This window comes from Nocardioides renjunii, from assembly GCF_034661175.1.
GTDB classification, from domain to species: Bacteria; Actinomycetota; Actinomycetes; order Propionibacteriales; family Nocardioidaceae; genus Nocardioides; species Nocardioides renjunii.
In genome coordinates, this window is record NZ_CP141058.1 from 939,395 (window position 1) to 962,560 (window position 23,166).

The 23,166-nt window shown below is 73.5% G+C and carries 17 protein-coding genes; 13 read left to right on the forward strand and 4 right to left on the reverse strand.

What is annotated here, in order from left to right:
• Positions 1-71: 71 nt before the first annotated feature.
• Together SHK17_RS04450 and SHK17_RS04455 are read left to right on the forward strand one after the other, a co-directional pair.
• Positions 72-1,190 carry an S-(hydroxymethyl)mycothiol dehydrogenase gene (locus tag SHK17_RS04450; RefSeq protein WP_322921191.1) on the forward strand — a complete coding sequence of 373 codons (1,119 nt, stop codon included), beginning with the start codon at positions 72-74 and terminating at the stop codon, positions 1,188-1,190.
• Positions 1,190-1,822 (forward strand): MBL fold metallo-hydrolase, encoded by a 633-nt coding sequence (locus SHK17_RS04455; protein WP_322921192.1) that lies wholly within the window; start codon positions 1,190-1,192, stop codon positions 1,820-1,822. Before SHK17_RS04450 ends, SHK17_RS04455 begins: the two co-directional genes overlap by 1 nt.
• A 27-nt stretch (positions 1,823-1,849) precedes the next feature.
• On the opposite strand, the gene SHK17_RS04460 is transcribed toward SHK17_RS04455, so the two are convergent.
• Complete coding sequence (locus SHK17_RS04460; protein ID WP_322921193.1) at positions 1,850-2,473, reverse strand: helix-turn-helix transcriptional regulator; 624 nt, start codon at positions 2,471-2,473, stop codon at positions 1,850-1,852.
• Positions 2,474-2,872: 399 nt separating this feature from the next.
• Between SHK17_RS04460 and SHK17_RS04465 the strand changes: the two genes are divergently transcribed.
• Entirely contained in the window at positions 2,873-3,331 is a 459-nt protein-coding gene (locus SHK17_RS04465) for a GNAT family N-acetyltransferase (protein ID WP_322921194.1), read from the forward strand.
• A gap of 150 nt (positions 3,332-3,481) precedes the next feature.
• On the forward strand, positions 3,482-5,224 hold the full coding sequence (locus SHK17_RS04470) for a glycoside hydrolase family 3 protein (RefSeq protein ID WP_322921195.1): 1,743 nt from the start codon (positions 3,482-3,484) through the stop codon (positions 5,222-5,224).
• 24 nt (positions 5,225-5,248) lie between these two features.
• On the opposite strand, the gene SHK17_RS04475 is transcribed toward SHK17_RS04470, so the two are convergent.
• Entirely contained in the window at positions 5,249-6,424 is a 1,176-nt protein-coding gene (locus SHK17_RS04475; protein WP_322921196.1) for a class I SAM-dependent methyltransferase, read from the reverse strand.
• A 204-nt stretch (positions 6,425-6,628) separates the two neighbouring features.
• On the opposite strand from SHK17_RS04475, the gene groES reads away from it, so the two are divergent.
• From groES to SHK17_RS04490, 3 genes are all read left to right on the forward strand, one after another.
• Positions 6,629-6,922: a co-chaperone GroES gene (groES, locus tag SHK17_RS04480; RefSeq protein WP_172270063.1), complete on the forward strand. Its 294-nt coding sequence runs from the start codon at positions 6,629-6,631 to the stop codon at positions 6,920-6,922.
• A 74-nt stretch (positions 6,923-6,996) separates the two neighbouring features.
• On the forward strand, positions 6,997-8,616 hold the full coding sequence (groL, locus tag SHK17_RS04485; RefSeq protein ID WP_172270065.1) for a chaperonin GroEL: 1,620 nt from the start codon (positions 6,997-6,999) through the stop codon (positions 8,614-8,616).
• 140 nt (positions 8,617-8,756) lie between these two features.
• Positions 8,757-9,635, forward strand: a complete 879-nt coding sequence (locus SHK17_RS04490) for a GNAT family N-acetyltransferase (RefSeq protein WP_322921197.1) — start codon at positions 8,757-8,759, stop codon at positions 9,633-9,635.
• A gap of 27 nt (positions 9,636-9,662) precedes the next feature.
• On the opposite strand, the gene SHK17_RS04495 is transcribed toward SHK17_RS04490, so the two are convergent.
• Positions 9,663-11,234, reverse strand: coding sequence for a hypothetical protein (locus SHK17_RS04495; RefSeq protein ID WP_322921198.1), 1,572 nt, complete (start codon positions 11,232-11,234; stop codon positions 9,663-9,665).
• A 47-nt stretch (positions 11,235-11,281) separates the two neighbouring features.
• Between SHK17_RS04495 and guaB the strand changes: the two genes are divergently transcribed.
• Positions 11,282-12,784, forward strand: a complete 1,503-nt coding sequence (gene guaB / locus SHK17_RS04500; RefSeq protein WP_172270071.1) for an IMP dehydrogenase — start codon at positions 11,282-11,284, stop codon at positions 12,782-12,784.
• A 163-nt stretch (positions 12,785-12,947) separates the two neighbouring features.
• The gene (locus tag SHK17_RS04505) at positions 12,948-14,942 is read left to right on the forward strand and encodes a pre-peptidase C-terminal domain-containing protein (RefSeq protein WP_322921199.1); all 1,995 of its coding nucleotides are present in this window, start codon (positions 12,948-12,950) and stop codon (positions 14,940-14,942) included.
• Positions 14,943-15,029: 87 nt separating this feature from the next.
• Here the strand turns inward: SHK17_RS04505 and SHK17_RS04510 are convergent, their stop codons facing one another.
• Positions 15,030-16,697, reverse strand: a complete 1,668-nt coding sequence (locus tag SHK17_RS04510) for a CHAP domain-containing protein (RefSeq protein ID WP_322921200.1) — start codon at positions 16,695-16,697, stop codon at positions 15,030-15,032.
• Positions 16,698-16,879: 182 nt separating this feature from the next.
• On the opposite strand from SHK17_RS04510, the gene SHK17_RS04515 reads away from it, so the two are divergent.
• The 4 genes from SHK17_RS04515 (at position 16,880) to guaA (ending at position 23,160) form a co-directional block, all read left to right on the forward strand.
• Complete coding sequence (locus tag SHK17_RS04515) at positions 16,880-17,989, forward strand: GuaB3 family IMP dehydrogenase-related protein (RefSeq protein WP_322921201.1); 1,110 nt, start codon at positions 16,880-16,882, stop codon at positions 17,987-17,989.
• Between the two features lie 32 nt (positions 17,990-18,021).
• On the forward strand, positions 18,022-19,734 hold the full coding sequence (locus SHK17_RS04520) for a glycerol-3-phosphate dehydrogenase/oxidase (RefSeq protein ID WP_172270079.1): 1,713 nt from the start codon (positions 18,022-18,024) through the stop codon (positions 19,732-19,734).
• Positions 19,735-19,748: 14 nt separating this feature from the next.
• Positions 19,749-21,371 (forward strand): succinic semialdehyde dehydrogenase, encoded by a 1,623-nt coding sequence (locus tag SHK17_RS04525; protein ID WP_322921202.1) that lies wholly within the window; start codon positions 19,749-19,751, stop codon positions 21,369-21,371.
• Positions 21,372-21,582: 211 nt separating this feature from the next.
• Complete coding sequence (guaA, locus tag SHK17_RS04530) at positions 21,583-23,160, forward strand: glutamine-hydrolyzing GMP synthase (RefSeq protein WP_322921203.1); 1,578 nt, start codon at positions 21,583-21,585, stop codon at positions 23,158-23,160.
• Positions 23,161-23,166: the final 6 nt, after the last annotated feature.

Here is a 23,166-nt window from a genome sequence, read left to right on the forward strand (position 1 = left end):
TTGCATCTGGTTGGCTGGCGTCCACAGACGCAGGCAACATCGTCGTGATCCCCGTCGCGCAGGAGGAATCCATGCAGCAGGTCAAGGCCGTCGTCGCGCTCGCCAAGGGCGAGCCGGTGCAGCTCACCACGATCAACGTCCCCGACCCGGGGCCGGGGGAGGCCGTGGTCCAGGTGCAGGCGTGCGGCGTGTGCCACACCGACCTGCACTACCGCGAGGGCGGGATCAACGACGAGTTCCCGTTCCTGCTGGGGCACGAGGCGGCGGGCGTCGTCGAGGCCGTCGGTCCCGACGTGACGGGCCTGGAGCCGGGCGACTTCGTCGTCCTCAACTGGCGCGCCGTCTGCGGCGACTGCCGTGCCTGCGACCGCGGCGAGCCGTGGTACTGCTTCGCGACGCACAACGCGACGCAGCGGATGACGCTCGCCGAGGGCCACCTCGCCGGCACGGAGCTCTCCCCGGCTCTGGGCATCGGCGCCTTCGCGGAGAAGACGCTGGTGGCGGCGGGACAGTGCACCAAGGTCGACCCGTCGGCGCGGGCGGCCGCGGTCGGGCTGCTCGGGTGCGGCGTGATGGCCGGGCTGGGTGCCGCGATCAACACCGGCAACGTCGGCCGCGGCTCGACGGTCGCGGTGATCGGCTGCGGCGGTGTCGGCGCCGCCGCGATCGCCGGCGCCGCGCTGGCCGGTGCGTCGAAGATCATCGCGGTCGACATCGACGACCGGAAGCTCGAGACGGCGAAGAAGCTCGGCGCCACCCACACGGTGAACTCGTCGCAGGTCGACGCGGTCGACGCTATCCGCGAGCTGACCCCGCCGCCGGACGGCACCGGCCACGAGGGCGGCGCGGACGTGGTCATCGACGCGGTCGGGCGGCCCGAGACGTGGAAGCAGGCGTTCTACGCCCGCGACCTGGCCGGCACCGTCGTGCTCGTCGGTGTGCCGACGCCGGACATGAAGGTCCCTGACATCCCGCTCATCGACGTCTTCGGTCGCGGCGGCTCGCTCAAGTCGTCGTGGTACGGCGACTGCCTGCCCTCGCGCGACTTCCCGATGCTCGTCGACCTCTACCAGCAGGGTCGCCTCGACCTCGACGCCTTCGTCACCGAGGAGATCGGCATCGGCGACGTCGAGGCCGCGTTCGACAAGATGCACGAGGGCTCTGTCCTGCGCTCGGTGGTGGTGCTCTGATGGCCGGGCCTCGAGGGGTGCGCGTCGACCACGCCGTCGTGTCCGGCACCTTCACCCTCGATGGGGAGACCTTCGACGTCGACAACAACGTGTGGGTCGTCGGCGACGACGAGCAGTGCATCGTCATCGACGCCCCGCACGACGTCGAGGCGATCCTGGAGGTCGTGGCGGGTCGCGCGGTGAAGGCGATCGTGTGCACCCACGCCCACGACGACCACGTCCGCGTCGCGCCCGCGCTGCGGGTCGCCACGGGTGCGCCGATCCTGCTGCACCCCGACGACCGCCCCCTGTGGGAGCTGACCCACGGCGGTGACGAGGAGGGGGCCGAGCTCTGGGACGTCGACCTCTCCGACGGTCAGACCCTCACCATCGGCGGCGCCGCGGTCACCGTCCTCCACACTCCGGGCCACGCGCCCGGAGCGGTCTGCCTCTACGTCCACGACCTGGGCTGCGTCTTCACCGGCGACACCCTCTTCGAGGGCGGCCCCGGCGCGACCGGCCGGTCCTACAGCGACGCCGACCTCATCAAGGACTCCATCCGGCGCCGGCTCCTCGAGCTGCCCGACGAGACGGTCGTGCACACGGGCCACGGACCCGACACCACGATCGGGGCCGAGCGCGGGAACGTCTGAGGGCGGGACGTCCCAGCGCGAGCGCCGTCAGGCGGTCAGCCAGCCGGCCGGCGGCCGCAGCCACGGCGACTCCGCCAGGATCCGCCGGCGCCGCTCCTCCCGGCGCTCGTCGAGGTGGACGGCCTCGGCGACGCACTGGGTGAGCGAGGGATGGTCGACGGGCGTCCCGTCGAGCAGCCGGTGGAGGTGCCGCAGCGTGGTGTGGAACCTGATCGCCGGGTCGCGTCGGGCCCGCGACCGTCGCCGCCACAGCAGCCAGTCGGCCGTGGACCCCGACCCCCGCGGTACCCACCAGCCGGCCACGGTGAGGTCGACGTGCGCCGGGTAGCGACGCCCGCTCCGGTCCCGCGCCCCGTCTCCCCGCAACGGCAGCACCTCCTTGTCCGTCGCTGGGTCCTCGACGCGCACGCGCAGGCGGGCCAGCCGCATGAGCTCCTGCAGCGCACTCACCCGTGGGCTCGTCCGGCCGGTCTCCCAGCGGGCCACGACGGACTGCGAGACGCCGACGATCGCCGCCAGCCCCCGCTGGGAGACGTCGAGGATCCGCCGGACCCGGCGTACGAGCCCCGGCACCCCTCCGTCCGTCGGCCCCATCAGGAACCACTCCAGCTCCTCCTTGCTCATGCCCTCGGCCTGCGGCTGCGCGTCCATGCCTTCCTCCTGCTGTCGGTGTCGGTCGTCCCCCTAGTGCAGTGCGACCCACCGACATCCCGGCGTGCTCATCCACAGCCCTCGCGGCGGCGCAGACCTGACCTGCCTCTCTGGGCAGTTGCACCTGAGTCGCCCGGGGACTCAAGGAGTAGTGCGGCCTCGCGAGGTGGAGCACGGGCTCGCTCGCGGGGCAGTGGCACCTGAGTCGCCCGAAGACTCAAGGAGTAGTGAGGCGGCGGGGTGGTGGTGGGGGAGCGGGGTGGTGGAGACCGGACGAGCGACAGGGGTGGTGGTGGGGGAGCCGGGTGGCGGAGACCGGCCGAGGGACAAGGGGGAGGCGGGACAGGCGCCGGGGGAAAGGGGTCGTCGGGGCGGGTCGCGCGGGCTAGCGTCGGGTGGGTGACCGACCACGCGTTCGTGCCCGAGGACTTTCGTCCGCCGACGACTCTGGTGACGGAGCGGTTCCGGCTGGAACCGCTGGGGCCGCAGCACAACGTGGCGGACCTGGCGGCGTGGACCTCGAGCATCGAGCACATCCGTTCCACGCCCGGCTACCCCGACGGTGGCTGGCCGCCGGAGAACGGCATGTCCGCCGAGGACAACCTCGCCGACCTGACCAGGCACGCGGCCGACTTCGACGCGCGGCGCGGGTTCACCTTCACGGTCCTGGATCCGGCCGGGTCGGAGGTGATCGGGTGCGTGTACGTCTACCCGACGCGGTCGCCGGACCACGACGTCCAGGTGCAGTCGTGGGTACGCGCCGACCGGGCGGAGCTGGACGGGCCGCTCGCGGACGCCGTGGCCGAGTGGCTGGCCTCGGACTGGCCATGGGAGCGCCCCGACCGCCGCGGTCGCTGAGCCCGGTCGCTGGGCCCGGTCGCTGAGCCCGGTCGCTGCGGTCGAGCGGAGATCGTGGTCCTGCGCGCCGCGTGCCACCATGACCTGATGCGCGGACGGCGGACAGTACGGTCGACGGGGAGGTCGACGGCGCTGCTGGCGACCCTCGCCATGCTGACCGCCGTGACCGCGTGCGACAGCGGCAGCGACGAGCAGGACGGCGACCCCGCGTCGCAGGAGGCGCCGGCGAGCAGCAGCCCGACCGTGCCGCCGACGCCGTCCGAGCGGCTGGGCCTGACCGAGGGGTGGGGGCCCGATCGCGCCGAGCTCGACCGCGCCGCGACCATCGTTCGACGCATGCGGCTCCCCGACCTGGCGGGGCAGGTGATCGTCGCGGAGTGGCGGGGGACCGCTGCGCCGGTGCAGCTGGTCCGCAGCCTGCACCTCGGTGGCGTCATCGCGTTCGACTCCAACGTCGTCTCCGCCACCCAGGTCAGGGGCGTGAACGCGGCGCTGACCCGACAGGTGCCGCGGAAGTGGCCGCTCTTCCTCGGCGTGGACCAGGAGGGCGGGGTGGTCGAGCGCCTGCGCGGTGCTGCCACCCGGCTGCCGACCTTCATGAGCGCCGGTGCCGCGGACGACCCTGCGCTGACGGAGCGGGCGTACGCCGCCAGTGGCGCTGAGCTGCGCGGCCTCGGCTTCACCGTCGACTTCGCGCCGGACGCCGACGTCACGTCGGGGCCGGGGGACCCCACGATCGGGTCCCGCGCCGCCTCCTCGCGCCCCGCGGACGTGGCGGAGCATGTCGTCGCCGCGGCGCGGGGGTTCGCCGGCGCGGGCGTGCTGCCGGTCATCAAGCACTTCCCGGGGCACGGGTCGGTGCCGGCCGACAGCCACCTCACGCTCCCGGTGCAGACGCGGTCGGTCGAGGAGCTGGCCGCCGCCGACCTGGTTCCGTTCCGCGCCGCCGTCGAGGCCGGGTTGCCGGCGGTCATGGTGGGCCACCTCGACGTCCGCGCGGTGGACCCGCGGGTTCCGTCGTCGCTGTCGAGGCCCGTGGTCACCGGCCTCCTGCGCGACGAGCTCGGCTTCGACGGGCTGGTCGTCACCGACTCGCTGGCGATGGCCGGGGTCACCCGCGGCCGCACGCCACGCCGGGTCGCCGTGCAGGCGGTGCGCGCCGGGTCCGACGTCCTGCTCATGCCCCCTGCGCCGGCCGTCGCCCGCGCCGCGCTGGTCGAGGCGGTCAGGACGGGCACCCTGCCGCGCCACCGGCTCGAGCAGGCCGCCGCGCGGCAGATCGCCCTGCTCACCCACCTCGCCGGTCCCCGCGGCAAGCCGGTCGGCTCCGCCCGGGCGGCCTCGCGCGCGCTGTCGGCGGCCGCCGTCACCGTCACGGACGGGGCGTGCTCCGGGCGCCTGGTCGGTGACACGCTCCACGCCTACGGCGACCCGGGGGCCGTGAGCACGTTCACCGCGGCCGCGCAGGGCGCCGGCCTCACGGTGCTGCTCCGCCGGTCGCCGCCGGCGGCGCTGGTCCAGGCCGATCCGCGGCCGCAGCGACGCAAGGGCGAGCGCAGGAAGAAGTTCGAGAAGCGCCTCCGGGCCTGGAAGAAGGCCGACACCGCGCGCGCACGCCGACTCGAGGCGTGGACCGCGCGCGAGGAGGCCAGGCTCGCCGCCGGCACCCCGATCGGCTTCACGGGATATCGCGACGCCCCGGTCGACGGGACGATCGCCGTCGCGACGGACAGCCCCTGGGTGCTCGGGCAGGTGGGCGCCCCGACACGGATCGCGACCTACGGCGACACCCCGGGCGCCATGGCGGCACTCGTCGACGTGCTGACCGGCGCGGCGACGGCCCCCGGCCGGCTCCCCGTCAAGGTCGCCGGCGTCGCCCGCCCCGGCTGCTAGAAGGTCTCGACTAGGAGGTCTCGACTAGAAGGGCTCCACCAGCAGGGCGGTGCCCTGCCCGGCGACCCGCGTCAGCACGACCGTCGCCTCGTTCTCGCCCTTGAGCGCGAGCCGCTTGCGCAGCTCCTCCGGCACGACCTGCACGCCCCGCTTCTTGATGGTGAGCCGGCCGACCCCGCGCTCGTGGAGGGCGGCGCGGAGCTGCTTCTCGCGGTAGGGCAGGTGCTCCAGGACGCGGTAGCCGCGCGCGAACGGCGTACGGAACGACTCGTCGCTGGTGACGTAGGCGATGTGCGGGTCGACCAGGCCGCCGTCGACCCCCGCGGCGACCGCCGTCACCAGGCCGGCGCGGATGACGGCGCCGTCGGGCTCGTAGAGGTAGGCGCCGACGTCGCGCACGTCGGCCCCCGGGTCGTCCTCCTCGGTGATCGTGGCCAGGCCCCGCTCGCCGATCACGGTCGCGCGCCGGTCCGTCGTCGACAGGCTCGGCGACCACAGCACGGCCTCCTTGACGTCGCCGCCGTCGCTGACCCACTCGGCCTCCACGCCGGGAGGCACGAGGTCGTGGCCGATGCCGGGCGCCACCTTGACCAGCGAGCGCCGGGTCAGCAGCGCCAGCACCCATGACCACGGCGGGGTCCAGCCCTCGACGTCGAACACCCGGCCGCGTCCGCTCCGGCGGGCGGGATCGGCGAAGGCCGCGTCGAAGCCGCTCAGGTCGACGGTCGTGGCGTCGCCCACCTGCACGGCGCCGGCCAGCCCGAGGGCCGCGAGGTTGGCCTGCGCCATCGCGGCGCGGACCGGGTCGCTCTCGAGCCCGGCCGCGATGAGCCCGGCGCGGGCGAACGCCAGCAGATCGCCACCGATGCCGCAGCCGAGGTCGATGACGCTGCCACCCGGGATCGCCGCAGCGAGGCGCGCGGCCCGGTGCTCGGCGACCCGCGAGCGGGTCGCCTGCTCGAGCGCGTCGGGGGTGAAGAACATCCGCGTCGCCGACTCACCGAACTTCGCCGCCGCCCTCTCGCGCAGCTGCGCCTGCGTGGTGGCCGCGGCGGCCTTCGCCGCGTCCGGCTCGAGGCGGCGTACGACGCTCGCGACCCGCACCGGGTCGCCGGGGTGTTCGGCCCAGGCCCGGGCGGCGTGGACGAGCAGCCGGCCGCCCTCGGTCGTCTGCAGCCATGCCAGCGTCTCGATCTCCACGGGGGCATCCTGACAGCAACCCCCGCTAGCACTCGGTCAGGGAGAGTGCTAGCGTCGCCTCTGGCACTCTCACCCTGAGAATGCCAACGCTCGCGAGCCTGGCACGACCCCCGCGACGGCGTGCCGCCCCGGACCGCGAGCCCACGTCCTGGGAGCGCAAGCTCCTGAAGAATCTCGTGAAGAGAAAGTGGAGGTTGATCCGAAGTGTCGGTCAACATCAAGCCCCTCGAGGACCGCATCGTCGTCCAGACCCTCGAAGCCGAGCAGACCACTGCTTCCGGCCTGGTCATCCCGGACACCGCCAAGGAGAAGCCCCAGGAGGGCGAGGTCGTGGCGATCGGTCCCGGCCGCGTCGACGACAACGGCAACCGCGTCCCGATCGACGTCGCGGTGGGTGACAAGGTCATCTACAGCAAGTACGGCGGCACCGAGGTCAAGTACTCCGGCGAGGAGTACCTCATCCTCTCCGCCCGCGACGTCCTCGCCGTCGTCTCCTGACGAGCTAGGCATCCCGGCCGGCTGCCTGCCGGCCGGGATCCCGCACGTCCCGAAACCTTCCTAGGAGCACACAGATGCCCAAGATCCTGGAGTTCGACGAGAGCGCCCGCCGCGCGCTCGAGCGCGGCGTGGACGCCCTCGCCAACGCCGTCAAGGTGACGCTCGGCCCCAAGGGCCGCTACGTCGTCCTCGACAAGAAGTGGGGCGCCCCCACGATCACCAACGACGGGGTGACCGTCGCTCGCGAGATCGAGCTCGACGACCCGTTCGAGAACCTCGGTGCCCAGCTCACCAAGGAGGTGGCCACCAAGACCAACGACATCGCCGGTGACGGCACCACCACCGCCACCGTGCTGGCCCAGGCCATGGTCCACGAGGGCCTGCGCGCCGTCGCGGCCGGCGCCAACCCGATGGGCCTCAAGCGCGGCATGGACGCTGCGGCCGAGGCCGTCGGCGACGCTCTGCGCGAGGCCGCCCGCGAGGTCGAGTCCCGCGAGGACATGGCGTCCGTCGCCACGATCTCCAGCCGCGACAGCCACATCGGCGACCTGCTCGCCGAGGCCTTCGACAAGGTCGGCAAGGACGGCGTGATCACGGTCGAGGAGTCCAACACCATGGGCACCGAGCTCGAGTTCACCGAGGGCATGCAGTTCGACAAGGGCTACATCTCGGCCTACTTCGTCTCCGACCCGGAGTCGATGGAGTCCGTCCTCGACGACCCCTACATCCTCCTGCACCAGGGCAAGATCTCCTCGATCCAGGAGCTGCTGCCGCTGCTGGAGAAGGTCATCGCGACCGGCAAGCCGCTCTTCATCCTCGCCGAGGACGTGGAGGGCGAGGCGCTCTCGACCCTGGTCGTCAACAAGATCCGCGGCACCTTCAACGTGTCCGCGGTGAAGAGCCCGGCCTTCGGTGACCGCCGCAAGGCGATGATGCAGGACATCGCGACCCTGACCGGTGGCCAGGTCGTCGCCCCCGAGGTGGGCCTCAAGCTCGACCAGGTCGGCCTCGAGGTCCTCGGCCAGGCGCGTCGCGTCGTCATCACCAAGGACACGACCACGATCGTCGACGGCGCCGGCGACAGCAGCGCTGTCGAGGGCCGCGTCAACCAGATCAAGGCCGAGATCGAGAACACCGACTCCGACTGGGACCGCGAGAAGCTCCAGGAGCGCCTCGCCAAGCTCGCCGGCGGTGTCTGCGTGATCAAGGTCGGCGCCGCCACCGAGGTGGAGCTCAAGGAGAAGAAGCACCGCATCGAGGACGCCGTCTCCGCGACGCGCGCCGCGATCGAGGAGGGCATCGTCCCCGGCGGTGGCTCCGCGCTCATCCACGCCGTGTCGGTGCTCGAGGACGACCTCGGCCTGACCGGTGACGAGGCTGCCGGTGTCCGCGTGGTCCGCAAGGCGGCCGACGAGCCGCTGCGCTGGATCGCCGAGAACGGTGGCGTGAACGGCTACGTCGTGACCGCCAAGGTCCGTGAGCTCGGCGTCGGCAACGGCTACAACGCCGCGACCGAGGAGTATGGCGACCTAGTCGCCCAGGGTGTCCTCGACCCGGTCAAGGTCACCCGCTCGGCGCTCGTCAACGCGACCTCCATCGCCGCGATGCTGCTCACGACCGAGACGCTGATCGTCGACAAGCCCGAGGAGGAGGAGCCCGCGGCCGGCGGTCACGGGCACGGCCACGGTCACTGACCTGCCACCGCCTCCCACGGCCCGCTCCGCCTCACGGCGGGGCGGGCCGTTCGGCGTCCTGGCTCGTGTCCGGGCAGATGTGACACCCGCGAAACCCGGTGCTTCCGGTCCCGAAACATCGGCGCGGCATGCTCGGCGCCATGTTGTGGAGAGTGCGGACGACGCTGGCCGACCGTCCCGGCGCGCTGGCCGAGCTGGCAGCGGCGTGCGGGGACGCCGGCGTGAACATCCTCGGCCTGCACGTCTTCCCGGGCGTCGACCGGGTGACCGACGAGCTGGTGCTCCGCACCCCCGGGGACTGGGACCTCGCCGACCTCGCCGGGCTGGTCGAGCGCGCGGGCGGGTCCCGCGTGAGCGTGCTGCCGTGCACTGAGGCGGCGCTCTCGGACCAGCCCACGCGCTACGTGCTGGCCGCCCGCAGCATCCTGGCCGAGCCGACGACCTTCCCCGACGTGGTGGCGCAGCTGTTCGACGCCGAGGCGCAGCCCGCGGAGTCCGACCTCGACCCGGCGCTCGGCGGGATGGACCTCGAGATCGGCGAGGTGCTGGTGCAGCTGCGCCGTACGGCGCCGTTCACGGCCGCCGAGCACGCCCGCGGGACCGCGCTCGCCGAGCTGGTGACCGACGTGCTGGCGGCGGCACGGTCGTCCAGCCGCAGCGCCGACGTCCCGGTGCAGCACGGCCCGCCGACCTTCGACGCCTCGCCGGGTGCCGTGCGCGCCTGGGTCGGCGAGGTGGTCGTCGGATCCGCCACCTGGGAGGTCGACGAGGCGTCCGCCTGGCACCTCGACCTGCGCGTCGACCCGGTGTGGCGCCGGCAGGGCATCGGGTCGCGGCTGCTCCTCGAGGCGGCCCGCGCGGCCCGCGCGGGTGGGGCCAGCGAGATCGTCGTGCGCACCGCCGCCGACAATCCCGCGGTCCTGCCCCTGGTCCTCGGCACCAACCTGCGCGGACGCATCCGCATGGGCTCCGACGAGCTCACGGTCCGGATCCCGGTCCGGCAGCTCGTCAGCGGCTGACGGGAGGGATGAGCGGGGGCCGAGCCCTCAGTCGCCCCAGATCCCCCGGAACGGCGTCGTGCAGTCGACGTCGATGTCCACGGGCGCGACCGTGTTGAGGTGGTAGACCCGGTAGCGCTCGCAGGCGGTCCCCACGAACTCGTACTTGCGGATCACGTTGCGCTCGATGGGTCGCGTGCCGAGCTCGGTCCAGGTGGTCAGGAAGACCGCCTCGACGAACCAGGTCGGCGGGTTGGTCCCGGTCAGCACCGACTCGAGGTCCTCCAGGCCCGGGTCGAGCGTGCGCATCGGCAGGGACCACAGGTGGGGGTAGGGGGAGGAGGCGCGGCTCGACCACTGGATGTCGGCGCGGCCGCCGTAGACCAGCACCCGGTCGCCCGGTCGTCCCGCGGCGGCGATCGCCTCGCCGGTCCGCACCTCGACCGGCACCCGGCCGGCCGTCCACGTCACGGTCCACCACGCCATCGCGACGACGCTCGAGGCGACCAGCAGGCCCACCGTCGCCAGCGAGACCCGGTCCGAGACCCGGTGTGGGTCCCGGTGCGGCACCACGCCCAGGTGGCCGTGGGCGAGGAGCAGGGCCAGCGCGAGCGCCAGCGACGGGATCGGCACGAACAGGTACGGCGTCCAGTAGCTGCCGCTCAGCGCGACGGCGACCACGTCGACGAGCAGCATCGCCGCGACGCCGACGGCGGGCACCGCGTCGTGGCGCACGAGGGCCGGCAGCCGGAGCACGAACCACGCGAGCACCAGCACCATCCCCGTGCCGAGGAAGATCAGCAGGAGGACCGAGATCCGGTTGTTCTCCCCGACCGTGCTCTGCGCCGCGAGGACGCGGCTGGCGTCGGAGCGGAACGAGACTGCGGCATACCAGAGCGCCGGCAGCCGGACGCCCGCCGCCAGCGCCCAGGCGACCACCGCGAGGACCGGCACCGCCCCGCCGGCCACGGCCGCGGCGGCGCACCGCACGCCGACCCGCCACGGGAGCTGACGCGCCACCACGGACCCGACGAGCACGACGCCGCCGAGCACCAGCCCGCCGACGATGCTCTGCTTCATGCCGAGCGCGAGGACGCCGAGCAGCCCCGCCAGGAAGGCGTCGGCGGCCGAGGCCCGGCGCGCGGCGCGCAGCGAGAGCCAGCAGGAGGCCATGACGAGCGGGATGCCGAAGAGCTCGCCCTTGGCCCCCACCGGGTCGATCTGGGCGTTGGCGACCAGGGCAGCGGTGCCGACCGCCACCCATCCCGCGAGGCGCCGCACCGCGGCCGGGTCGACGACGCCGGCGCGGCGCGCGACCTCCCGCGCTGCTGCCGCCGCGGCCACCACCAGCAGCGCGCAGCCGAGCGCGCCGACCAGCCGGTGGGCGTACGGGCCCCCGATCGCATCGGCGGCGCGCACCAGCCAGATGATCGGCGGCGGCCGGTCCACCCAGTAGTGGCCGTAGGGGGAGTCGGGCTCGGGTCGCCACGAGCGTGCCACCAGCAGGAACCCGGCCTCGTCGGGGCGCAGGGGCCACAGCAGGGAGGGGAAGCGCGCCACGAACGCGGCCGCAGCGGCCAGCCAGACCACGCGCCCCCACCTCGCCGGGCTCCCCCCCATGGCGACATGGTGGCAGAGCACCCCCGACACGCCCGTAGACTGAGGGGGTGGAGATCCCCGAGAAGTTCGCCGCCCTGGGCCTCACCTACGACGACGTGCTGCTGCTGCCGGGGGAGTCCGACCTCGCCCCGAGCGACATCGACACCACGACGCGGCTGACCCGCGAGATCTCGATCCGGGTGCCGCTGATCAGCGCCGCCATGGACACCGTCACCGAGTCGCGCATGGCGATCGCCATGGCGCGCGAGGGCGGCATCGGCGTGCTCCACCGCAACCTGTCGATCGAGGACCAGGCCCGCCAGGTCGACCTCGTCAAGCGCACCCAGACCGGGATCATCTCCAACCCCGTCACGATCGGTCCCGACGCGACGCTGGAGGAGCTCGACCGCCTGTGCGGCGAGTACCGCGTCTCCGGCCTGCCCGTCGTCGACGTGGACGACCACCTGCTCGGCATCATCACCAACCGCGACCTGCGCTTCACGCCGGTCGCGGAGTGGGCCACCACCAAGGTCACCGAGGTGATGACCAGCGAGGGGCTGATCACGGGCCCGGTCGGCATCTCCCGTGAGGAGGCGACCTCCCTGCTGCGCGCCCACAAGCGCGAGCGGCTGCCGCTGGTCGACGGCGAGGGCCGCCTCGGCGGGCTGATCACGGTCAAGGACTTCGTCAAGGGCGAGCAGTTCCCGCACGCGTCCTACGACGGCGACGGCCGCCTGCTCGTCGGCGCGGCGATCGGCTACTTCGGCGACGCGTGGGAACGCGCCACCACGCTGGTCGAGGCGGGGGTCGACGTCCTCGTCGCCGACACCGCGCACGGCCACGTCCACCTGCTGCTCGACATGGTGCGCCGGCTCAAGTCCGACCCCGCCACCCGCCACGTGCAGGTGATCGGCGGCAACGTCGCCACCCGCGAGGGCGCCCAGGCGTTCGTCGACGCCGGCGCCGACGCGGTCAAGGTCGGCGTCGGGCCCGGCTCGATCTGCACCACCCGCGTCGTTACCGGCGTCGGCGTGCCGCAGGTGACCGCGGTCTACGAGGCGTCGCTGGCCACGAGGCCCGCCGGCGTTCCGCTCATCGCCGACGGCGGCATGAAGTACTCCGGCGAGATCGCCAAGGCGCTGGTCGCCGGCGCCGACTCGGTGATGGTCGGCTCGATGCTGGCCGGCTGCGAGGAGTCGCCCGGCGACGTGGTGTTCGTCAACGGCAAGCAGTTCAAGTCCTACCGCGGCATGGGCTCGCTCGCCGCGATGAGCAGCCGGGGGAAGAAGTCCTACTCCAAGGACCGCTACTTCCAGGCCGAGGTCGCCAGCGACGACAAGATCGTGCCGGAGGGCATCGAGGGCCAGGTCGCCTACCGCGGGCCGCTGTCGGCCGTCGCCCACCAGCTCGTCGGCGGGCTGACGCAGTCGATGTTCTACGTCGGCGCGCGCACCATCCCCGAGCTGCAGGACAAGGGCCGCTTCGTGCGGATCACGTCGGCCTCGCTCAAGGAGAGCCACCCGCACGGCGTGCAGATGACCGTCGAGGCGCCCAACTACTCCGCCAGCTGAGACCTCGCACGTCGCGCGGAAAAACGGTTCTTCGGTATCTATCCGCGCGCCCGGCGGGCCCCTAGCGTCAGGACCTCAGGGACTCGGGGCCCTGTTCGACCTGTTCTTCTCATCGTGAGCTCGGCCCTGCGTCCGAATCTCCATCTCGGGAGGAACATTCTTCATGCGCAGAACCGTGTCTGTCGCGGTCGGCCTCGGAGCCGCCGCGTGCCTCGTCACCCCAGCAGCCCTGTCCGGGGCCGCCCCCGCACCGGGTGAGGAGCCCACCCCCGGCCAGCAGCAGGCCCTCGACCTGGGCATCCAGGTCGCGCCGAAGGAGTCCGGGGCGGCCGCGCTGACGGCCGACACCAACCCCAACCCCTACCTCGCCAACCTTCCGTCCCTGACGGACGCCAACTACTTCGCCTGGAACAAGGACATGCACGCCGAGGCCGAGAAGCGCGCGGTGTCCCAGCGGCTGGCGGCCAACCGTCGCGAGGCGTTCGGCACGGGCCGGCGCGGCACGTCGGCCCGCGCCGTGCCGACCCCGTTCGTCCACGACGAGGAGGAGCCGGCCGGCACCTCCGGGTCCAACGACTCGCACGTCGACGCCGAGCCGATCCCCGGTTTCGGCACCGGCGCCACCCGGATCCCGGCCGTGCGCATCCTCGGCGGCCTGGCCGCCCCGCCCACGAGCGCCCCGCGCACCGTGACCACCACCGAGGACCAGGGAGCCATCCCGCTCGCCACGCCCACCGGCATCGTCGGGTCCGGGTCGTCGGTGACCACCTCGGTGCTCGGCGACGGACCGCACGGCCCCGCCGGCACCGCGAGCAACGACTTCGACTTCTACTCCGTCGACGTCGTCGCGGGCCAGACCCTGACCGCCAACACCGAGGGCAGCGCGAGCACCACCGACACCATCCTCGTCGTCTACGCCGCAGACGGCACGCCGCTCGTCGCCGACGACGACAGCGGCACCGGCACGTCCAGCTCCCTGTCCTACAAGCCCGCGACACCCGGCACCTACTACGTCATGGTCGGCGGCTACGCCTTCGACCCGCTGCCGGCGGACCCGTTCGACTCCGGGAGCGGCGCCGGCGGCGCCGACGTCGGCGACTACCGGGTGGCGATCGCCAGCCAGGAGCTCGACGCCGACTTCTACTCCGTCCGGCTGCGCCCGGGCGACACCGTCGGCTCGAGCGCCGAGGGTGCGGCCACCGGCCTCACCGTGCGTACGCCGTCCGGCGAGGAGCGCGTCGGCGGGGTCGGCACCGACGCCTCCTCGCTCTACCCGCCCACCTCGCCGCTGATCGGCGGCGGCAACACCGCCATCGCCTACGTCGCGGAGGAGGCCGGCTGGTACTCCGTCGAGGTCAGCGGGGGCAGCGGCTCCTACGACGTGACCGTCGAGGGCTACCGCCCCGGCACGCAGGGCGACCGCGGTCGCCGCCAGACCGTCCTGCTCGACTTCGCACCCGGCCGCGTCAACACCGCGACCTGGGGCGGCCCGGGCACCCGCCGGGTCTCGCCCTTCGCGGCGTTCGTCCCCCAGTGGGGCATCGCCCGCACCTCCGCGCGCGCCCTGGAGAACCGCATCCTCAGCCAGGTGCGGGCCAACCTGCAGGCCGAGATCGCCGGCACCAACCCGACGGTCAACGTGGACGTGCTCAACGCCCGGCTCTACCCCGAGCTGATCGGTCAGGAGAACGTCTCGAGGATCTACATCGCCGGGACCATCGCCGAGACCGGCATCAACACGATCGGGATCGCGCAGTACATCGACCCGGGCAACTTCGGCCAGGAGGACGAGGCCATCGTCCTGCTCGACGTGCTCAGCGCCCCCGCCGGTCCGGCGTCGTCGCTGAACACCTACCTGAATGCCACCAGCGACCGGCTGGCGTTCGTCTCGCAGGCGGTGGCCAACGTGACGGCCCACGAGGTCGGCCACACGATCGGCAACTACCACACCGACAACGCCGACGAGGTCCACAACATGATGGACTCCGGCGGCGCGAACTTCGGCGTCAACCTCTACGGGGTCGGCCCGGACAACGTCGGTGGCACGGCGGACGACGAGAACATCGAGTTCCAGACCGACACCTACTCGCCGGTCGAGGGCTTCACCGGTCTCGAGGACACCGAGAACGTCACGTCGTGGGCCTACGCCGGCCGCTGACCTGACCCGGCACCACCCGTACGAGCCGCGCGGCGCGGTCACCTCCACCGAGGTGGCCGCGCCGTCGTGCGCGCGGGGTGCTGGGGATCAGGGGGTGAAGCCGGCCCGCGTCGGCGCCGTACGCCGGACCACGGCGGACGCCGGGCGGGTGAGCAGCCGGGCCCGCGCCACCCGGTCGCGGCCGGTCGCGACGACGAACACGCCGGAGTTGCTGCGGGTGACCAGGCCGGGGGACCGCGTCGGGTCGCCGGAGGACGGCACCCGGCCCACCACGCGCGAGCCCTCACCGGGCACCGCGGCCCGGACGAGCAGGTCGCCCCGCACGTCCACCGCCGCGACGTGGAGGCGTCCCGCGACCTCGCCGACGGCGGGCGAGGCGTAGGGGGACCAGTCGCCGGTGACGGTCTCCGCCGGGCCCCAGCGCCGCCCGCTGAGGGCGCGCACGCGCAGCGTCCCGTCGCTCGTCACCTGGTGGAGGTAGGTGGTGCCGTCCGCGGCGCCGGTCAGCGCCGGCGTCGAGGTGGTCGAGGCGGCGGCGCCGCGCAGGCGGGTCAGCCGACCGCGCTCGAGGGACTGGACGTACGTGGCGCCGCGCCCGGTGACCGCGACCAGCCACGTACGCCCGGCGTCGTCGGCGCCGAGCACCGGTGCGACGTGCGTCGCCCAGGACCCGGGCCGACCGACGCGGTCGGGCCGGCTCCAGCGGCGCTGCTCGGTGAGGCGCCGGGTCGCCAGGGTGCCGGCGGGCGAGGTGGCGGCCAGCACCGGTCGGCCGGTGCGGGAGATCGCGAGGGCTGGGCTGGACGTCGGCGCCGCGGTGGCCACCGGGCGCAACGCGAAGCGCGGTCCGCGCAGGGTCCCGGCCAGCACCCGGCCGTCACGCGCGGTGGCGGCCAGCCACGGGCGGTCCGCGCGGTCGAGGACGAGGGCGGGGGCGGCGAAAGGTGAGAACCCGTGCCGGGCGCCCACGACCCGCACGGGCCGGCCCGGGCGGGCGACGCGGAGCGTGCCGCCGCTGTCGACGCGCGCCGTCCAGGACTCGCCGAGCCCGTCGGGCACCGAGACGACGGGACGGTCCGAGCCGACGAGCGGCGACGGAGCGACGTCGGCGAGGTGGAGGTAGCGGAAGTCGCCGACGGGGACGGTGCGGGTGCCGTAGCCACCCAGGAGGGCGTGGTTGTACTCCTCGACCGTCACGGTGCCGGGCCCGATCGCGCTGACCCAGGCGACGTGCCCGACGCGGCCGGCGTCGGTCTGGGCGACCGCGCCGATGGCGGGCACGGAGTCGACGCGGTGGCCGAGGCGCCGCGCGACGTCGTCCCAGTTCTCGGCGTTGCCCCAGTGCTCACCACCGAAGTGGTTGCCGAACCCGGCCATGCCGTTGGTCTCGTCGAGGCGCCAGGCCACGAAGCTCGTGCAGTTGCGCAGGACGAAGCCCCAGGGGTCGCCGATCGAGCCGTCGATCGACCACACCCACCGGGTGCAGGTCGGCTTCGGCCCGCGCGGGTCGTAGAGGTGCCCGGACACCGGGTCGAGGACCGGCGGCGGAGGTGGCGGGGGAGGAGGAGTCGGGGTCGCGGCGGGTGACGGCCCGGGCTGGCCGGGCTGGCCGGGCGTCGGCGACGGGGTGGGCGCCGGGGTGGGCGCCGGGTCCTCGATGGGCTCCTGCGGCGCGATCGGGCACTGACCCTGCCAGGCCCACGGGTAGTCGTCGGCCGCCTCGGCGCTCGGGGCGACGCCCAGCAGCCCGCCCACCGCGCACGCTGTCGCGAGTGCGCGTGCCACTGTTCGCCGCGGCCCGCGAACGGGTCGCTCCCCCTTGTTCCCCACGTCGTCGACGCTAGGGACGCATGCCGGACACCGTCGGCGTTTGGCCGAGTTGTGCACGAGCCGTTGACGTGGCGGGCATGCCGCCGGGCCGCCGATAGGCTGCTGCCGTGACCGAGATCGAGATCGGCCGTGCCAAGCGCGGTCGCCGTGCCTACTCCTTCGACGACATCGCCATCGTGCCCTCGCGGCGCACGCGCGACCCCGAGGAGGTCAGCACGGCCTGGCAGATCGACGCCTACCGCTTCGACATCCCGGTCCTCGCCGCCCCGATGGACTCCGTGATGTCGCCGTCCACCGCCATCGCCCTCGGCCAGATGGGCGGGCTCGGCGTGCTCGACCTCGAGGGCCTGTGGACCCGCTACGACGACCCGACCGGCCTGCTCGAGGAGGTCGCCGGGCTCCAGGGCCCCGAGGCGACGCGGCGGATGCAGGAGATCTACACCGAGCCGATCAAGCCCGAGCTGATCACCGCCCGGCTGCGCGAGGTCCGCGCGGCCGGCGTCACCGTGGCGGGGTCCCTGTCGCCGCAGCGCACCAAGCAGCACGTCAAGGCGGTCGTCGACGCCGGCGTCGACATGTTCGTCATCCGCGGCACCACGGTGAGCGCCGAGCACGTCAGCAGCCGCGCGGAGCCGCTGAACCTCAAGGAGTTCATCTACGAGCTCGACGTCCCGGTGATCGTCGGCGGCTGCGCGACCTACCAGGCCGCCCTCCACCTGATGCGCACCGGCGCCGCGGGGGTCCTGGTCGGCTTCGGCGGCGGTGCCGCCCACACCACCCGCACCGTGCTGGGCGTCGCGGTGCCGATGGCCAGCGCGCTGGCCGACGTGGCCGCCGCCCGCCGCGACTACCTCGACGAGTCGGGCGGCCGCTACGTCCACGTCATCGCCGACGGCTCGATCGGCAGCTCCGGCGACATCGCCAAGGCGGTCGCGTGCGGCGCCGACGCGGTGATGATCGGCTCGCCGCTCGCCCGGGCGACCGAGGCACCTGGCCGGGGCTTCCACTGGGGCAGCGAGGCCACCCACGCCGACCTGCCGCGCGGCCAGCGGGTCGAGTTCGCCCCCGTCGGGTCGCTGGAGGAGATCATGTTCGGCCCCTCCCGCACCGCCGACGGGACGATGAACCTCATCGGCGCGCTACGCCGCGCGATGGCCACCACCGGCTACACCGAGCTCAAGGAGTTCCAGCGGATCGAGGTCGTCGTCCACCGCTGAGCCGGTCAGGCGGTGCCTGAGAGACTGGGGCCATGACCCTCGCGAAGGCCCTGGACGCCGACCAGCGGGCCGACGCCCTCGAGCAGCTCGGGTCGGGCGAGCTCGACGTGCTGGTCGTGGGCGGCGGGATCGTCGGGGTCGGGGCCGCGCTCGACGCGGTGACCCGCGGGCTCAAGGTCGGCCTCGTCGAGCAGCGCGACCTCGCCTCCGGCACGTCGTCGCGCTCGTCCAAGCTGGTCCACGGCGGCCTGCGCTACCTCGAGATGCTCGACTTCGCGCTGGTCAAGGAGGCCCTGGAGGAGCGCGGCCTGCTGCTCACCCGGCTCGCGCCCCACCTGGTGCGCCCCGTGCCGTTCCTCTACCCGCTCGAGCACGCCTGGGAGCGGCCCTACGTCGGCGCCGGCGTCGCGCTCTACGACGGCATGGCGATGGCCGGCAGGTACGACATGGGCGTGCCCAAGCACAAGCACGTGTTCCGCAAGCAGCTCGCGCGGATGGCCCCCGACATCAGGACCGACAACCTCCACGGCGCGATCCGCTACTACGACTGCCAGGTCGACGACGCCCGGCTGGTCATGACGATCGCCCGCACCGCGGCCAACAACGGCGCCCACGTGGCCACCCGCACCCAGGTCACCGGCTTCCTCCGCGAGGGCGAGGCGGTGGTCGGGGTCACCGCCCGCGACCTGGAGGGCCAGCGCGACCTCGAGATCCGGGCCCGGGTCGTCATCAACGCCGCGGGGGTGTGGACCGACGAGGTGCAGGACCTCGTCGGCGGCCGCGCACAGCTCGACGTCGACGCCAGCAAGGGCATCCACGTCGTCGTCCCCAAGGACCGGATCCGCTCGGAGTGCGGCTTCATCACCAAGACCGCCAAGTCGGTCCTGTTCGTGATCCCGTGGGACCAGTTCTGGATCATCGGCACCACCGACACCGCCTGGGACCTCGACCTCGCGCACCCCGCGGCCAGCAAGGCCGACATCGACTACGTCCTGGAGCAGGTCAACCGGCTGCTCAAGGACCCCCTCGACCAGCGCGACGTGGTCGGCGTCTACGCCGGGCTGCGCCCGCTGCTCAAGCCGATGCGCAAGGAGGGCGACATGGGGGAGACCACCAAGCTCTCCCGCGAGCACACCGTCGCCAACCCGGTGCCCGGGCTCGTGCTGGTCGCCGGCGGCAAGCTCACGACGTACCGCGTGATGGCCAAGGACGCCGTCGACCACGCGATCCGCGACTTCGACACCACGCCCGCCTCGATCACCGACCGGGTGCCGCTGATGGGAGCGTGGGGGCACGAGGCGCGCACCAACCAGCGGGTGGCGCTGAGCCGCTCCTCGGGCCTCGACATCGGGGTCGTCGACCACCTGCTCGGCCGCTACGGCGGCCTCGTCGACGAGCTGCTCGCGCTGATCCACCGGCGGCCCGAGCTGGCCGAGCCGCTGCCCGGCGCCGAGCACTACCTGCGCGCCGAGGTCCTCTACGCCGTCACCCACGAGGGGGCGCGGCACCTCGACGACGTGCTCGCGCGGCGCACGCGCGTGTCCATCGAGACCTTCGACCGGGGGATCGCCGCCGCTCGCCCGGCCGCCGAGCTGATGGCCGAGGCGCTGGGCTGGGACCGGACGCAGCTCGAGGACGAGGTCGACCACTACCTGCGCCGGGTCGAGGCGGAGCGGCAGAGCCAGCTCATGCCGACCGACCAGGAGGCCGACGAGGCGCGCGTCCGGGCTCCCGACATCGTCTGACCTACGCTGCACGGATGACCGAGCAGAGCCCCGCCCCGAGCCCCGACGACCTCAGCGCCGGCCCCGCGGACCCCGAGCACGACAGCACCGCCACCTACGGCCTCGACCGCTCGTACGTCGACCGCCTGACGCGGCGCGTGGTCAGCACCACCGGCTCGACCGACGCCGTCTTCTCGCCGATCGGCGGGACCCCGCTCGCGCACGTGCCCCAGTCGAGCGCCGCCGACGTCACCGAGGCGTTCGCCCGGGCCCGCCGGGCCCAGGCGTCGTGGGCGGACACCCCGCTCGACGATCGCGCCGCCGCGCTGCTCCGGCTCCACGACCTGGTGCTCGACCGCCAGGAGGAGCTGATCGACCTCGTCGTGTGGGAGTCGGGCAAGGCCCGCAAGGACGGCTACCTCGAGGTCGCCCACGTCGCGCTGACCGCGCGCTACTACGCCCGCACGGCGCACCAGCACCTCGACACCCGGCGCGTCGGCGGCATGTTCCCCGTCCTCACGCGCGCGGAGGTCCACCGCGTGCCCAAGGGCGTCGTCGGCATCATCTCCCCCTGGAACTACCCCCTCACCATGGCGCTCTGCGACGGGCTGCCGGCGCTGCTCGCCGGCAACGCGGTGGTCTCGAAGCCGGACGCGCAGACGATGCTCACCGCGCTCCTCGGCGCGGAGCTGCTCGAGGAGGCCGGCCTCCCGTCGGGGCTGTGGCAGGTCGTGGCCGGTCCCGGCCCCGAGGTCGGCGGTGCGGTCGTCGCGGCCGCCGACTACGTCTGCTTCACCGGCTCGACCGCGACCGGGCGGGTCATCGCGAGGCAGTGCGCCGAGCGGCTCGTCGGCTGCTCGCTGGAGCTCGGCGGCAAGAACCCGATGCTCGTGCTGCGCGACGCCGACGTCCACCGCGCGGCGGAGGGCGCCACCCGGGCGGTCTTCTCCAACGCGGGCCAGCTCTGCGTCTCGATGGAGCGGCTCTTCGTCGCCGACCAGGTCTACGACCGCTTCGTCGACGCGTTCGTGTCGCGCACGCAGGCGATGACGCTCGGCGCCAGCCAGGACTGGTCGGTCGACATGGGGTCGCTCATCTCGCAGGCGCAGCTCGACACGGTGACCCGCCACGTCGAGGACGCCGTCGCCAAGGGCGCGCGCGTGCTCACCGGCGGTCGTGCGCGGCCCGACCTCGGCCCCTTCGTCTTCGAGCCGACCGTCCTCGAGGGGGTGTCGGCCGACATGGAGTGCTTCGGCAAGGAGACCTTCGGGCCGGTCGTCTCGCTCTACCGCTTCCACGGCGAGGACGAGGCGGTCGATCGCGCCAACGACGGGCTCTACGGCCTCAACGCCTCGGTGTGGACGCGCGACGCCGCCCGCGGCCGGGCGCTCGCGCGCCGCATCAGGTGCGGCACGGTCAACGTCAACGAGGCCTACGGCGCGACGTTCGGCTCGCTCGGGGCGCCGATGGGCGGCATGCGGGAGTCCGGCCTCGGCCGGCGCCAGGGCGCGGAGGGCATCCACCGCTACACCGAGGCGCAGTCCGTCGCCACCCAGCGGCTGGTGCCGATCGCGCCGGTGCTGGGGATGTCGGAGGAGGTCAACGCGAGGGTGATGACGTCCGCGCTGCGGCTGCTCCGCAGGCTGGGCCGCGCCTGATCGTCGGCGTCGCCGAATTCCTCGCCCGGGCCGTAACCCCCTCCCGCAGGCGTCGTTGGGCGGGTAAGGGGTCCGGCAGTCATGCTCCCTCCCAAGGGTCGGGCCCCTGGTTCTCGGCGCTGCTGCAGCACTGGGAAGCCAAGTCCCAGGGTCCGGTCACCCTCCCTCCCCGATCGGGCCCTGGGACGAGCCGTCTCGATAGACTCCGTCCGTGACGCAGCCTGCAGAGCACGACCTGGTCCTCGTCGTCGACTTCGGGGCGCAGTACGCCCAGCTCATCGCGCGGCGCGTCCGCGAGGCGCGGGTCTACTCCGAGATCGTGCCGCACACGATGCCGGTCTCCGACATGCTCGCCCGCAAGCCCAAGGCGATCATCCTGTCCGGCGGCCCCTCGAGCGTCTACGCCGATGGAGCGCCGGGCATCGACGACACCGTCTTCACGGCCGGGGTGCCGGTCTTCGGGATGTGCTACGGCTTCCAGCTGATGGCCCAGGGCCTCGGCGGCGAGGTCGCGCACACCGGCGTGCGGGAGTACGGACGTACGCCCGTCTCGGTCAGCGAGCCGGGCACCCTGCTCGAGGGGATCCCGGTCGAGCACAAGGTGTGGATGTCCCACGGCGACTCGGTCGCCGCAGCCCCCGACGGGTTCACCGTGCTCGCCTCCACCGAGGGTACGCCGGTGGCGGCCTTCGAGGACGTGGGTCGCGGGCTCGCGGGGGTGCAGTGGCACCCGGAGGTCCTCCACTCCGAGCACGGCCAGAAGGTCCTCGAGCACTTCCTGCACCACATCGCCGGGGCGCGCCAGACCTGGACGATGCTCAACATCGCCGAGGAGCAGATCGAGCGGGTGCGCGAGCAGGTCGGCGACACCGGCCTCGCGATCTGCGGCCTCTCCGGTGGCGTCGACTCGGCCGTGGCCGCCGCCATCGTGCAGCGCGCCATCGGCGACCGGCTGCACTGCGTCTTCGTCGACCACGGCCTGCTCCGCGAGGGCGAGGCCGAGCAGGTCGAGCGCGACTTCGTGGCCGCGACCGGCGTCAACCTCCACGTCCACGACGCGCGCGAGGCGTTCCTCGCCGCGCTCGCCGGGGTGACCGACCCGGAGGAGAAGCGCAAGATCATCGGCCGCGAGTTCATCCGCGCCTTCGAGGCCGCCGAGGTCCAGGTGCTCGGCGAGGCCGCCGAGCAGGGCGAGAAGGTCGGCTTCCTGGTGCAGGGCACGCTCTACCCCGACGTCGTCGAGTCGGGCGGCGGTGCCGGCACCTCCAACATCAAGTCCCACCACAACGTCGGCGGGCTGCCCGAGGACCTCGAGTTCGCCCTCGTCGAGCCGCTGCGCACCCTCTTCAAGGACGAGGTCCGCCTCGTCGGCGAGCAGCTCGGCCTGCCCGCGGAGATGGTGTGGCGCCAGCCGTTCCCCGGTCCGGGCCTCGGCATCCGGATCATCGGCGAGGTGACCGCCGACCGGCTCGACATCCTGCGCCGCGCCGACGCGATCGCCCGCCAGGAGCTCACCCGCGCCGGCCTGGACCGCGACATCTGGCAGATGCCGGTCGTGCTCCTCGCCGACGTCCGCTCCGTCGGCGTGCAGGGTGACGGCCGCACCTACGGCCACCCCGTCGTCATCCGCCCGGTGACGTCCGAGGACGCCATGACCGCCGACTGGGCCCGGCTGCCCTACGAGGTGATGGAGCGGATCTCGACCCGCATCACCAACGAGGTGGCCGAGGTCAACCGGGTCACCCTCGACATCACCTCGAAGCCGCCGGGCACCATCGAGTGGGAGTAGGCGGGT